The sequence below is a fragment of the Rhodococcus sp. ACS1 genome (genome assembly GCF_002300155.1).
Taxonomy (GTDB): domain Bacteria; phylum Actinomycetota; class Actinomycetes; order Mycobacteriales; family Mycobacteriaceae; genus Rhodococcus_F; species Rhodococcus_F koreensis.
In genome coordinates, this window is the sequence record NZ_NSDZ01000001.1 from 537,947 (window position 1) to 550,758 (window position 12,812).

Sequence of the window (12,812 nt, forward strand, 5' to 3'; positions counted from 1 at the left end):
CGTCGACTGCGCCAGGCCCGGACCCCTGACCTGCGGACCCGCCGACGCGGGCCCGCAGCGGGACACGAACTTACGAGCGGGCGTCGTTCGACTCGCCGTCGGCGGTCTCGGCGCGGCGCGACGTCGCGGCCGCAGCCGACCGCACCTGCGGGGCCACCAGCACGACCTGACCGAGGATGCCGTTGACGAAACCCGGCGACTCGTCGGTGGAGAGCTGCTTGGCGAGCTCCACCGCCTCGTCCACGGCCACGACCGGAGGCACGTCGGTGGCGTGGAACAGCTCCCACACGGCGATCCGCAGGATGGCGCGGTCGACGGCGGGAAGCCGCTCCAGCGTCCAGTCCTGCAGGTGGGACGAGATCACCTCGTCGAGACGGTCCAGGTTCTCCGCGACACCCGTCACCACGGTGACGGTGTACGGGGCGACCGGTGCCACCGCATCGTCCTTGCCGGACAATTCCGCGCGCTCGGTCGCGAGATCGACCGGATCGAGATCTCGCGCCTCGGCCTCGAAGAGGAAATCGACGGCGCGTTTGCGGGCCTTGTGCCGTGCGCCGAGTTTCTTATGCGTACCGGACACTCAGGAATTCACACGCCCGAGGTAGTTGCCGTCGCGGGAGTCGACCTTCAGCTTGTCACCGGTGTTGATGAACAGCGGAACGTTGATCTCGGCTCCGGTCTCGAGGGTGGCGGGCTTGGTGCCGCCGGTGGAGCGGTCGCCCTGCAGGCCGGGATCGGTGTGCTGGACCACCAGTTCGACGGTGACGGGCAGTTCCACGAACAGCGGAACGTCCTCGTGCGTCGCGACCTGCACGGCCATGTTCTCGAGCATGAAGCGGGCGCCGTCGCCGACGGTGGCCTCGCTGATCGAGATCTGGTCGTAGGTGTCGCCGTCCATGAAGATGTAGTCGGTGCCGTCGTGGTACAGGTACGTCATGTCACGGCGGTCGACCGTGGCCGTGTCCACCTTGACGCCGGCGTTGAACGTCTTGTCGACGACCTTGCCCGAGAGCACGTTCTTCAACTTGGTGCGCACGAACGCGGGACCCTTACCGGGCTTCACGTGCTGGAACTCGGTAATCGTCCACAGCTGGCCTTCGATCTGCAGGACCAGGCCGTTCTTGAAATCACTGGTGGAAGCCACTTGCTTCGCGTCTCCTCGATAAGGTCGAAACCGTCTACACGACAGTCAGGTCTTTGGTGGTGAGTGTGAGCAGTTCCGGTCCCTGCTCACGAACCACGAGCGTGTCCTCGATCCGCACGCCTCCGCGCCCGGAGAAGTACACGCCCGGCTCGACGGTCACCGCCGCACCGTCCAGAAGTGTACCGGTGCCCAGCTTGCCGATTCCCGGAGCTTCGTGGATCTCCAGGCCGACGCCGTGTCCGAGCCCGTGCAGGAACAGCTCCCCGTAGCCGGCGTCGTCGATGACCCGGCGGGCGGCGGCGTCCACCGCGGACACCTCCGCTCCCGGGCGCAGCGCGTCCCGCCCGGCCTCCTGCGACCGCGCGACCAGCGCATACACGTCGCGTTGCCAGTCCGCGGCCTGCCCCAGGACGTACGTTCTGGTCATGTCCGAGTGGTAACCGCCGATCTCCGCCCCGAAGTCCAGCTTGACGAAGTCGCCGCTGCCGAGCACCGCCTCGGTCGGGCGGTGGTGCGGGATCGCCGAGTGGGCGCCGGCCGCGACGATGGTCTCGAACGAGATGCCGTCGGCGCCGTGCGCGAGCATCAGCGCCTCGAGTTCCCGGCCGACCTCCTTCTCGGTGCGCCCTGGGCGGAGACCACCGCGCTCGATCAGCTCGGCGAGCGCGGAGTCGGCGGCCGCGCACGCCGCGCGCAGCAGTCCGACCTCGAAGTCGTCCTTCACCATCCGCAGTTCCTCGACGAGACCCGGAACGGGGTCGAGCCGCGCGTCCGGCGCGAGCACCGACCAGGCGGCGAACTCGTCCACGGTGACGACATGACTCTCGAACGCCAGCGACGAGGGGCTCTGCCGCCTCACCGATTCGATGAGGTGGGCGGCGCTGGCGCGGGCGATCTCGGCCCGCAGATCGGGAACCTGTTCTCCGACCTGCGTGAGGTAGCGGCCGTCGGTGCAGATGACCGTGCGCTCCTCGGCGCCCTCCGCGTCCGACGCGTGCACGAGCAGCGCGGCGTTGGAGCCGGTGAACCCGGTGAGATACCGGATGTTCACCAGATTCGTCACCAGAAGTGCGTCGAGATCCCGGGCGGCGAGGGCCGCGCGCAGCGCCGCGCGCCGCGAACCATGATCAGCAGGCATGTCGTCAAACGTACCGGCAATCCGCCGCCGGGAGGGCGCGGATCGACGGCACCGGTGCAGCGGCGAGAACAGGTTCCAGACAGCCCCCGTGTGGGTTAGGCCACACGGGCGAAAACACGCTCGTTACGCTGTGCCCATGAATGCGTGGGTGGTACGCGGCCTCGGCATGGCCCTGATACATGTTTTCGTTCGTGTGATCCTCGGTGTGTCGATCACACAGTGGCCGCTTCAGGGTTCCGCTCTGAGATGGCTCGCACTGCTGATCGTCGTGTTCGTGGCACTGATCTGGGCCGGCATCGACGGCATCCGGGACCGTCGCCGGAACCCCGATCCGGAGGACGGCGCCGACCTGACGATGCTGTGGCTGAAGGCGGCCCTGCTCGGCGGAGTCGTCGCGGGTGTGGGGAGCTGGCTGGCCAACCTGGTGCCGAACCTCAACGTCACCCAGAACTCGTTCTTCTTCGAGATCACGTCCGGGGCCGCATTCACGGTCCTGCTGATCTTCGTGCCTGCCATGCTCGCCGTGTTCCTCGGCCGGTTCTTCGTCGGCCGGGACTCCAGGAAGACGGTGAAGGACCGCGGCGAACGCCGGCCGGCGGCGCACGGCGCCGGAGTGGCCGCAGGAGCCGCAGCGGGGGGAACCGCAGCCGCAGCCGTCGCCGACGACGACGGGTACGGACAGAACTACCCCGGCCAGGCGTACGAGCAGACCCCGGACACCGGGTACGCCGGTTCCGACGCCGACACCGCGGTGTTCGAACCGGTGCACAACTACCGCGAGGACACATCGGACCTCGATCAGCCGCGGGGCGGGGACACCACCTGGCAGGACCCGGTCGACCTCGGGAAGCGGACCACGGACGACCCGCGCCGCGGCGAGTAGCAGCCGTTCGGCTCTCCGATACCCGACCGACGACACACCGACAGACGGCGCGGCGGTGTGAGCGCACTCGCTCACACCGCCGCGTCCTTGCTTCTTCGCGCTACGTCACAGGAGGTTACGTCACAGGAGAACGGCGCCGCCGGCGCCCGGCGTCGCCTCGCGGGCCACCGCGGAGTACGCGGCGACGAGCAGAGACGGGTCCGGGCCCTCGAGCCGTCCGGGCTTCGCGAGCCCGTCGAGCACGACGAACCGCAGCACGCCGGCCCGGTTCTTCTTGTCCGTCTGCATTCCCTCGACCAGCTGGCCGAATGCGTCCGCGTCGTACGTGGTGGGCAGCCCCACCAGTTCCAGGATGGTGCGGTGCCGGTCCGCCGTCGCATCGTCCAGACGTCCCGCCAGCCGTCCCAGCTCGGCCGCGAAGACGAGCCCGACGGCGACCGCCGCACCGTGACGCCAGCGGTAGCGTTCACGCCGCTCGATCGCGTGCCCGAGCGTGTGCCCGTAGTTGAGGATCTCCCGCAGATCCGACTCGCGCAGGTCCGCGGCCACGACCTTGGCCTTGACCTCCACGGACCGCCGGATCAGTTCGGGCAGAACGGTTCCCGTGGGGTCCAGCGCGGCCTCGGGGTCCTTCTCGATGAGCTCCAGGATCACGGGGTCGGCGATGAATCCGGTCTTCACGACCTCCGCCATGCCCGCGACGATCTCGTTGCGGGGCACCGTCTCGAGCGTCGCCAGGTCGATCAGCACCGCCGACGGCTCGTGGAACGAGCCCACCAGGTTCTTGCCGGCCTCGGTGTTGATGCCGGTCTTTCCGCCGACCGCGGCATCCACCATCGCGAGCAGCGTCGTGGGCACGTGGATCACGCGCACCCCGCGCATCCACGTGGCCGCAACGAACCCGGCCAGGTCGGTGGCCGCGCCGCCGCCCAGACTGACGACCGCGTCGCTGCGGGTCAGGCCGATCCGGCCGAGGACCTCCCAGCAGAACCCGGCGACGGCCAGATCCTTGCCGTCCTCCGCGTCCGGAATCTCGATGCGGTGCGCATCGATCCCCTTCTCGGCGAGCGCCGCGCGCACCGCCTCCGCCGTCTCCGCCAGCGGCGGCTGGTGGAAGATCGCCACCGTCCTCGTGCCGGCGAGTTCGTCCACCAGCTCGCCGAGCAATCCGCGCCCGATGATGACCGGGTAGGGGTTCGCCGTCTGGACCTGTACGCGTACCGGTTCGGTCACTGTCTGCTGCTCCGCTCCGTCTTGTCCGAGGTTCTCGGATGTCTCTGTTCCGCCGGGTCGCCCATCACTCCGCGACTCCGCCGGGGTCGCCGATCACTCGGCGAGTTTCGCCACCAGCTGCTGCACCACGCGGGCGGGACTCCGCCCGTCCGTGCGTATCCGGATGGACGCCACCTCCCGGTACAGCGGTCGGCGCTTGCGCATCAACTCGGTGTACTTCTGGCGGGGGTCGCCACCGGCGAGGAGCGGGCGCGCCGTGTTGGTTCCCGTGCGCTTGAGCCCCTCGGCCACGCTGATCTCGAGGTAGATCACCGTCTGGCCCTTCAACAACTCGCGGGTGCGCTCGGAGAGGATGGACCCACCACCGAGCGAGACGATCCCCTCGTGACTCTCGATGGCCTTCCGCACGATCTCTTCCTCGAGGGCCCGGAAGGCGGGTTCACCCTCCTGGACGAAGATCTCGGCGATCGTGCGTCCCGCCTCTTCCTCGACGGCCACGTCGGTGTCGAACAACGACAGGTCCAGCGCCTGCGCGAGGCGACGCCCGATCGTGGACTTACCTGCTCCCGGCGGACCGACGAGCACGGCTTTCGGTGCCATCACCCGTCACCGCCCCGGCGCGACGGCAGACGGGCTGGTCATCGCGCGAGCCGGGCTGCGACACCCGACGCGTAACGCTCGTAGTTGGCGGCCGTCTCGGCCACCGAGTCGCCGCCGAACTTCTCGAGCGCGGCCTGGGCGACGACCAACGCCACCATCGCCTCGGCCACGACACCGGCGGCAGGCACCGCGCACACGTCGGACCGCTGGTGGATGGCCACGGCTTCCTCACCGGTCGACATGTCGACGGTGGCGAGCGCGCGCGGAACCGTCGAGATCGGCTTCATCGCCGCGCGCACGCGGAGCGCCTCGCCGTTGGTCATGCCACCCTCGAGACCGCCGGCGCGGTTGGTCGAACGCAGAATTCCGTCCGGGCCGGGCCGCATCTCGTCGTGCGCCTGGCTGCCGCGGCGGCGCGCGGTCTCGAAGCCGTCGCCGACCTCGACGCCCTTGATGGCCTGGATTCCCATCAGGGCGGACGCGAGGCGGGCGTCGAGGCGGTCCGCGCCGCTGATGAACGATCCGAGACCCACGGGGAGACCGTGGATGACGACCTCGACGACACCGCCGAGGGTGTCGCCGTCACGCTTGGCGGCCTCGATCTCGGCGATCATCGATTCCTCGGCGGCCTTGTCGAACGCGCGGACCGGGCTGGCGTCGATCGCCGCCAGGTCCGATGCGGTGGGTTCGGGGCCGACGTACGGGTCGGACGCGCCGATCGAGATCACGTGTGACAGCACCTCCACGCCGAACACCTGGCGCAGGAAACCCCGGGCGAACGTCGCGGCCGCGACCCGGGCCGCCGTCTCACGCGCACTCGCGCGTTCGAGAACGGGGCGCGCGTCGTCGAACCCGTACTTGAGCATGCCCGAGTAGTCGGCGTGACCGGGGCGCGGACGGGTGAGCGGCGCGTTCCGCGCCTGGTCGGCGAGCAGGTCTGCGTCCACCGGGTCCGCGGACATGATGGTTTCCCACTTGGGCCACTCGGTGTTGCCCACCTCGACAGCGATCGGGCCGCCGAGCGTCCGGCCGTGTCGGACACCACCGACGATGGTGACCTTGTCGGCCTCGAACTTCATCCGCGCACCGCGGCCGTAGCCGAGGCGGCGTCGCGCGAGTTGGGTCGAAATGTCCTCGGACGTCACTTCGACGCCCGCGACCATCCCCTCGAGCATCGCGACGAGGGCGGGACCATGGGATTCTCCGGCAGTTATCCAGCGCAGCACGCCAATATCCTTCCATGTCGCCGCGTCCGGCAGTGACGGTGGTCCTCTCGGGGCGCGCGCGGGGTGCGGACTCGGTCAGGTGAGGTGCCCGGCGAACAACGCCACCAGCGTCGCGGCACACATGGCGGGTCCGTGTGGGAGCGGCGGCGGCGAGCGCCGGACGGCGAGGACGACGCAGCCCGCCACTGCGGTCAGTGCCGGCGCGAGCGCGGCCGCGAACACCCAGGCCTCTCCCCCGGCCAGCCCGGCGGCCGCGCCGACGCCGAGCGCAAGTTTCACGTCGCCCGCGCCGATCGCACCGGGCGCTCCCAGGTAGAGGGCGAGATAGGCCGCCGCCAGCAGGAGTCCGCCGATCACGGCGGCGGACGCGGCGCCGGTCGCGACACCGATGCCGACGATCACCAGGAACCCAGGCAGCGTCAGCAGGTTCGGCAGCCTCCGGGCGCACAGGTCGGTGGCGGCGAGACTCACACACCACCACCAGAAGGCGAGCGCACCCGGCAGTATCCACACCGGGTTGCGGCCGGCGTCGGCCCAGACCGCGGCGGCGACGCCGACCGCGCACACCGCCTCGCACCAGCCCGGCGGCACCGGACCCACGAACCGGCCCGCGGTGAGGCGCGCACACCGTCCCACAGCCGCACCGGCCACCACACTCGTCACGATCAGCCACCACATGCCGACCAGCGTGCGGGACCGGACACCCGGACCCCTCGCGGCGACCTGCGGGAACGATCGCCCTGTGGATGGCGGCCGGGCCTGTGGACAACTAGCCCAGAGCGGCCGCCATCGCCTCGCGCGGCGCCGGGCGGCCGGTAAACTGCTCGACTTGCCCGAACGCCTGGTGCAGGAGCATCGACAGACCGCCGACGACCGTTCCCCCGGCCACCTCGACCGCGGCCGCCAGTGGGGTCGGCCACGGGTCGTAGATCGCGTCGAGCACGAACGGCGCCCGGCCGAGAACGTCCGCGTAGTCGGTGATCGCGGCGGACGGAACGGTGCTGACGAGTGCGGCGGCCGCGGCGCACCGGGCACCGAGTTCGGGGCTGTCGAAGCCGAGCAACCGGACCTCGAGCCCCACCGATTCCGCGCACCCCAGCGCACCCGCCGCGCGACCCGCGTCGCGGGCCACCACGGTCACCGATTTCACGCCCAGGTCGGCGAGCGCGACGAGCGCAGGCCTGGCCGTTCCCCCGGCGCCGACGACGACCGCCTCGGCGCCCGCGACGGCACCGACGCCGCCCGCGGTGAGCGCGCCGCTGACCCCGTCCACGTCGGTGCAGTCGGCACGCCAGCCGCCCTCGATGCGCACGAGGGTGTTCGCGGAGCCGATCGCCACGGCCCGGTCGGTGCGCTCGGACGCGAACTCGAGCGCGGCGATCTTGCCCGGCATCGTGACGGACAGACCGACCCATTCCGGGCCGAGCCCGGACACCAGCCCGGGGAGTCGCTCCCCGTCGCACTCGATGCGGTCGTACGTCCACCCGGTGAGACCGAGCGCCCGGTACGCCGCGAGGTGCAGTTGCGGTGATCGCGAATGCGCGATCGGGCTGCCCAGCACCGCAGCTTTGCGTGCGGTCACCAACTCATCGTCCACTGTTGAGAATCCCGTTGTTCAGAGCCTGGTCGATGTTGGCCAGGTGTTCGTCGTAGCTCTTCGTGAAGAGTGTCGTGCCCTTCGAATCGACCGTCACGAAGTAGATCCAGTCGCCGGGCGCCGGTTGTTCGACCGCCTGGAGCGCCCCGATGCTCGGCGACGAGATCGGCGTCGCGGGCAGGCCGGGGCTGGCGTACGTGTTCCAGGGGGTCACCTGCGCGCGGTCGGCGTCGGTGGTGGCCAGTTCGGTGGTGTCCAGCGCGTAGTTGACCGTGGAATCGAATTGCAGCGCCTGGTTGACGGCGAGCCGGTTCAGGATGACGCGCGCGACCTTCGAGAAGTCGTCGGGCATCGCCTCGCGTTCCACCAGCGACGCCGCGACCAGCATCTTGTACGGGGTGAGACCGACCTGGTTGCCCGCGGTGAGGATCCCGGTCTTCTCGTAGCTCGCGGAACTCTCGGACACGAGCTTCTGCAGAATGGCGGCGGGACCCGCCGTCGGATCGAAATCCCAACTGCCCGCGGCGATCAGTCCCTCGAGCTGGCGATCCCGGTCCGGGACACCCGCGACCGAGTCCTTCGCCCAGTCGGGCACACCCAGCGCGGACAGGTCGCCCGCGCCGGCGGCGTTGAGGTCGTCGTAGCTGATGCACTTCTGCTGACCGGCGTCACCCAGGCAGCTGGCCTCGGAGATCAGCGTGTAGATCCCCTTCTTCTTGGCGCCGGTCTGCACGTCGGTCGTGTCGTGGAGTTGCCTGCCCTCGGAGATGATCATCTGCCCGACGCGGGAGGCCGGGTCGACCAGTTCCTGCACGGCGTCGTCCGCCGGAATCTGGGTGGAGAGGCTGTAGAAACCGGGTTGCACCGAGTTCATGGCGTTGCTCTGGACTGCGGCGTTGAAGAACGCCGATCCGCTGGCGACGACGTCGCGGTCCGCCAGGGTGGTGGCGATCTCCTCCGCGGTATCGCCCGGATGGACCTGCACGACCACTTCGGGACCGCCGGGGCCTGCGTAGTCCGCGGGCGCGTCGGACCCGCCGAAGAACAACTTGCCGCCGACGAACACGACACCGACCAGCACGATGAGGACCGCCGCGGCGGCGAGGACGCCGAACACCTTGCCCCGGCGTGCGCGTCCCCTGGCTTGTTTGCGGCTGCGGGCCTGCGTGCGAGCAGCGGCGCGGGTCGGTGGGAACTCCTCCGGAGTCGCCGAGGGTGGGATCTCCTCGGAAATCGCCGAGATGATCTGCGTCTCGGCCTCCGCGAACGCGACGTCGGGTTCGTCGTGCGGGCGGTCGTAGCCGTCGTCGGGGTACGTGTGGGCCTCGTCCGGCTCGTCGACGTGGTCGTCCACATACGGGTGGTCGTCGGCCGGCGTCTCCCGGTAGGAGAGGGCGTCGCCGTAGGAGCGGGGACCGTATCCGTCCTCGTACACGGACTCGGGGTCGTAGGGCTGCTCGTACCGCTGCTCATATCGCGGCTCCACGTGCTCGCGGTGCGGGCGGTGCGGTTCGTGGCGCTGCGGTTCCTCGAGGTGCGGTTCCTCGTAGTGCGGCTCGTCGAAGTGTGGCTCGTCGTACACGACGGCGTGGCGGCCGGTGGTGACGAGGTCGTCGTCGGGGGGTGGCGTGTAGTCGACCTCGTCGTCGTCCCCGTCGAGGTAGCGGTGCCGTCGGGGTTCGCGGGGGATGTACTGGAAGTCGGGTCGCTCACCTGCGGGGCGGCGGTGATTGCTCACTGGCCTGCCTCCGGTAGCTGCACGTCCCCACCTGAATCCCCTGCATTCACCGACCTGCTCCGCTCGTCCAACCATCCCTGCAAGATCGCCACCGCCGCAGCCTGGTCGATCACAGGACGCTGGCCCCTCGCACTGACACCGCTCTCGCGAAGCGCCCGCGCGGCAGTGACCGTCGTCAGACGTTCGTCCGCCATCCGCACCGGTATCGGGTCGACCTTCCTTCGTAATCGCTTCGCGAACACAGTAGCGATCGAGGCGGCTTTTCCCCGTTCACCCCGCAGGGTCTGCGGCAGACCGACGATAACCTCCACCGCCTCGTATTCCTCGACAATGTCGGCAATGCGCCGGATATCCGGCGCGTCGGGCCCGCGTTCCTTGGACCGGGGCACCGTCTCCACCGGGGTGGCGAGGATCCCGTCGGGGTCGCTCGACGCGACACCGATGCGGACGCTGCCCACATCGATGCCGATACGCCGACCACGCCCAGGGTCGTCGACTCCCGGTCGATCCGGACCCTGTTCCGCGTGATCCACCGCTACTGGCTCCCCACCTTGTCCGCGACTTGTCCCCGGACCGCGTCGAGAGCGGCCGCGATTCCGCTGGTGTCCGAACCGGAACCCTGTGCCATGTCGGCCTTTCCGCCGCCGCGGCCGCCGATCTTCGGACCGAATTCCTTCACGAGGTCGCCGGCCGACAGGCCGAGTTCCTGCGCGGCCTTGCTCACGGCCACCACGAACGGCACCTTGCCGTCGACGTCACCGAGCAGCACGACGACGGCGGGCTGGGTGCCGAATCGGCCGCGGATATCCGTGACGAGCCCGCGCAGGTCGTTGCCGCCGACACCGGCCGGGGCGGAATCCGCGACCAGCAGCACCGGCCCGACCCGCTGGGCCTTGTCGACGAAGGTGCCCGCCGAGGCGAGAACCGCCTGCGCGCGGGTCTGTTCGAGTTCCTTCTCCGCCACCCGAAGTCGCTCCACCAGTGCCTCGACGCGGGCGGGCACCTCTTCCGAGGGCACCTTCAGCGACGACGACAGCCCGGCGAGCAGGGCCCGTTCCTTGGCCAGGTAGCGGTACGAGTCGAGCCCGACGTAGGCCTCGACGCGACGCACGCCGGAGCCGACTGACTGCTCACCGAGCAGCGTGACGTTGCCGATCTGCGAGGAGCTGCCCACGTGAGTTCCACCACACAGCTCCATCGAGAACGGTCCGCCGATCTCGACGACCCGCACCTCGTCGCCGTAGTTCTCGCCGAACAACGCCATCGCGCCCATCGACTTCGCCTTGTCGAGGTCGGTGACGAACGTGTTCACGGAGTAGTCGGCGGCCACCGCCTCGTTCGCGACGACCTCGATGTCCTGCTTCTGCGCTTCAGTCAGCGCACCCTGCCAGGAGAAGTCGAACCGCAGGTAGCCCGGCTTGTTCAGCGAGCCGGCCTGAACGGCGTTGGGGCCGAGCACCTGTCGCAGCGCGGCGTGCACCATGTGCGTGCCGGAGTGCCCCTGCGTGGCGCCCTTGCGCCACGCGGCGTCGACCTGCGCGAGCACGACGTCACCCTCGGTGATCTGCCCCTCCTGCACGGTCACCTTGTGGACCCACAGCTTCTTGGCGATCTTCTGGACGTCGTTGACCTTCACCCGCAGCCCCGGACCGGTCAGGGTGCCGAGGTCGGCGATCTGGCCGCCCGCCTCCGCGTACAGGGGGCTGCGGTCGAGGATGACCTCGACGTCCTGGCCGACCGTCGCGACGGGGACGCGCTGCCCCTGCGAGATCAGCGCGAGAACGTGTGCCTCGGAAACCAATTCGTGGAATCCGGTGAACTCGGTGGGTCCGCGGTCGAGGAGTTCCTTGTAGACGGTGAGGTCGGCGTGCGCGTGCTTGCGCGCCTGGGCGTCGTCCTTCGCGCGCTGCCGCTGTTCGGCCATCAGCGCGCGGAAACCCTCCTCGTCGACGGTCAGACCGGCCTCGGCCGCCATCTCCAGGGTCAGGTCGATCGGGAAGCCGTACGTGTCGTGCAGCGCGAACGCCTGTTCGCCGCCGATCGTCGACTTGCCGGACGCCTTCACCGATTCGGCGGCGCCTTCGAACAGCTTGGAACCGGACGTGAGGGTCTTCAGGAACGCGGTCTCCTCCCCCACTGCGACCGTTTCGATGCGGCCGAAGTCGGTGTCGAGGACCGGGTACGACGGCGCCATCGTGTCGCGGACGACGGTGATGAACTCCCGCATGCTGGGCTTGTCGGCGCCGAGCAGCTTCGCTGAGCGGACGATGCGCCGCAGCAGGCGGCGCAGGACGTAGCCGCGGCCGTCGTTGCCGGGGTTCACGCCGTCGGCGATGAGCATCGCGGCGGTGCGCGCGTGGTCGGCGATCACCCGGAACCGCACGTCGTCGTCGTGGTCGGCGCCGTACTTGCGGCCCGACAGTTCCTCGGCCTTCGCGATGACCGGGCGCACGAGATCCGTCTCGTACACGTTGTCGACGCCCTGGAGCAGGAATGCGACGCGCTCGACGCCCATGCCGGTGTCGATGTTCTGCTTCGGCAGCGGCCCGAGGATCTCGAAGTTGTCCTTGCTGATGCCGAGACCGCGCTCGTTCTGCATGAACACGAGATTCCAGATCTCGATGTAGCGGTCCTCGTCGGCCTCGGGGCCGCCTTCCGCACCGAATTCGGGGCCGCGGTCGAAGTAGATCTCCGAGCACGGGCCGCAGGGCCCGGGGATGCCCATGGACCAGTAGTTGTCGGCCATGCCGCGGCGCTGGATCCGGCTCTCGGGAACGCCGACCTCGTCGCGCCAGATGTCGCGGGCCTCGTCGTCGTCGAGGTAGACCGTCACCCAGATCCGCTCCGGGTCGAACCCGTAGCCGCCGTCGTCGACGCCGGAGGTCAGCAGCGACCACGCGTGCTTGATCGCGTCGCGCTTGAAGTAGTCGCCGAAGGAGAAGTTGCCGGCCATCTGGAAGAACGTGTTGTGCCGTGTGGTGATGCCCACATTCTCGATATCGAGGGTGCGCACACACTTCTGGACACTGGTCGCCCTCGGGTACGGCGGCGTCTGCTGGCCGAGGAAGAACGGCACGAACTGCACCATTCCGGCGTTGACGAACAGCAGGTTCGGATCGTCGAGAATCAGCGAGGCGCTGGGTACCTCGGTGTGGGCCGCCTTGACGAAATGGTCGAGGAAGCGCCGGCGAATCTCGTGGGTCTGCACGTCAGTGATCCTTATTGTCTGTCTCGAGGGCAACTACGGTCGCCG

At 69.5% G+C, this 12,812-nt stretch carries 12 protein-coding genes; 1 reads left to right on the plus strand and 11 read right to left on the minus strand.

Going from position 1 to position 12,812, the window contains the following annotated elements; translation table 11 throughout:
* Positions 1-70: 70 nt before the first annotated feature.
* The 3 genes from nusB to CJ179_RS02535 are packed head-to-tail and all read right to left on the minus strand — an operon-like array spanning position 71 to position 2,282.
* The gene (gene nusB, locus CJ179_RS02525; RefSeq protein WP_072942147.1) at positions 71-580 is read right to left on the minus strand and encodes a transcription antitermination factor NusB; all 510 of its coding nucleotides are present in this window, start codon (positions 578-580) and stop codon (positions 71-73) included.
* The gene (efp, locus tag CJ179_RS02530) at positions 581-1,144 is read right to left on the minus strand and encodes an elongation factor P (protein WP_005241702.1); all 564 of its coding nucleotides are present in this window, start codon (positions 1,142-1,144) and stop codon (positions 581-583) included.
* 34 nt (positions 1,145-1,178) lie between these two features.
* Positions 1,179-2,282, minus strand: a complete 1,104-nt coding sequence (locus tag CJ179_RS02535; RefSeq protein ID WP_072942149.1) for an aminopeptidase P family protein — start codon at positions 2,280-2,282, stop codon at positions 1,179-1,181.
* 136 nt (positions 2,283-2,418) lie between these two features.
* On the opposite strand from CJ179_RS02535, the gene CJ179_RS02540 reads away from it, so the two are divergent.
* On the plus strand, positions 2,419-3,165 hold the full coding sequence (locus tag CJ179_RS02540) for a B-4DMT family transporter (RefSeq protein ID WP_095860626.1): 747 nt from the start codon (positions 2,419-2,421) through the stop codon (positions 3,163-3,165).
* Between the two features lie 120 nt (positions 3,166-3,285).
* Here the strand turns inward: CJ179_RS02540 and aroB are convergent, their stop codons facing one another.
* The 8 genes from aroB to alaS form a co-directional block, all read right to left on the minus strand.
* Positions 3,286-4,398, minus strand: coding sequence for a 3-dehydroquinate synthase (aroB, locus tag CJ179_RS51245; RefSeq protein ID WP_072942152.1), 1,113 nt, complete (start codon positions 4,396-4,398; stop codon positions 3,286-3,288).
* 93 nt (positions 4,399-4,491) lie between these two features.
* Positions 4,492-4,998, minus strand: a complete 507-nt coding sequence (locus tag CJ179_RS51250) for a shikimate kinase (RefSeq protein WP_072942154.1) — start codon at positions 4,996-4,998, stop codon at positions 4,492-4,494.
* Between the two features lie 38 nt (positions 4,999-5,036).
* Complete coding sequence (gene aroC / locus CJ179_RS02550; RefSeq protein WP_072942156.1) at positions 5,037-6,224, minus strand: chorismate synthase; 1,188 nt, start codon at positions 6,222-6,224, stop codon at positions 5,037-5,039.
* A 75-nt stretch (positions 6,225-6,299) separates the two neighbouring features.
* Complete coding sequence (locus tag CJ179_RS02555) at positions 6,300-6,902, minus strand: A24 family peptidase (protein WP_095860627.1); 603 nt, start codon at positions 6,900-6,902, stop codon at positions 6,300-6,302.
* A 91-nt stretch (positions 6,903-6,993) separates the two neighbouring features.
* Positions 6,994-7,821, minus strand: a complete 828-nt coding sequence (locus tag CJ179_RS02560; protein WP_072942161.1) for a shikimate dehydrogenase — start codon at positions 7,819-7,821, stop codon at positions 6,994-6,996.
* Complete coding sequence (mltG, locus tag CJ179_RS02565; protein WP_095860628.1) at positions 7,811-9,559, minus strand: endolytic transglycosylase MltG; 1,749 nt, start codon at positions 9,557-9,559, stop codon at positions 7,811-7,813. The genes CJ179_RS02560 and mltG overlap by 11 nt, the downstream gene beginning before the upstream one ends.
* Positions 9,556-10,092, minus strand: a complete 537-nt coding sequence (ruvX, locus tag CJ179_RS02570; RefSeq protein ID WP_072942164.1) for a Holliday junction resolvase RuvX — start codon at positions 10,090-10,092, stop codon at positions 9,556-9,558. The genes mltG and ruvX overlap by 4 nt, the downstream gene beginning before the upstream one ends.
* Positions 10,093-10,094: 2 nt before the next feature.
* A complete protein-coding gene (alaS, locus tag CJ179_RS02575) occupies positions 10,095-12,767 on the minus strand; it encodes an alanine--tRNA ligase (RefSeq protein ID WP_072942166.1) in 2,673 nt (890 codons plus the stop codon).
* Between the last annotated feature and the right edge of the window lie 45 nt (positions 12,768-12,812).

Bases quoted from the DNA above. Each gene is read 5' to 3' on its own strand.
- CJ179_RS02535 (WP_072942149.1), bottom strand. From the start codon at position 2,282: ATGCCTGCTGATCATGGTTCGCGGCGCGCGGCGCTGCGCGCGGCCCTC.
- CJ179_RS02540 (WP_095860626.1), top strand. From the start codon at position 2,419: ATGAATGCGTGGGTGGTACGCGGCCTCGGCATGGCCCTGATACATGTT.
- CJ179_RS51250 (WP_072942154.1), bottom strand. From the start codon at position 4,998: ATGGCACCGAAAGCCGTGCTCGTCGGTCCGCCGGGAGCAGGTAAGTCC.
- CJ179_RS02555 (WP_095860627.1), bottom strand. From the start codon at position 6,902: ATGTGGTGGCTGATCGTGACGAGTGTGGTGGCCGGTGCGGCTGTGGGA.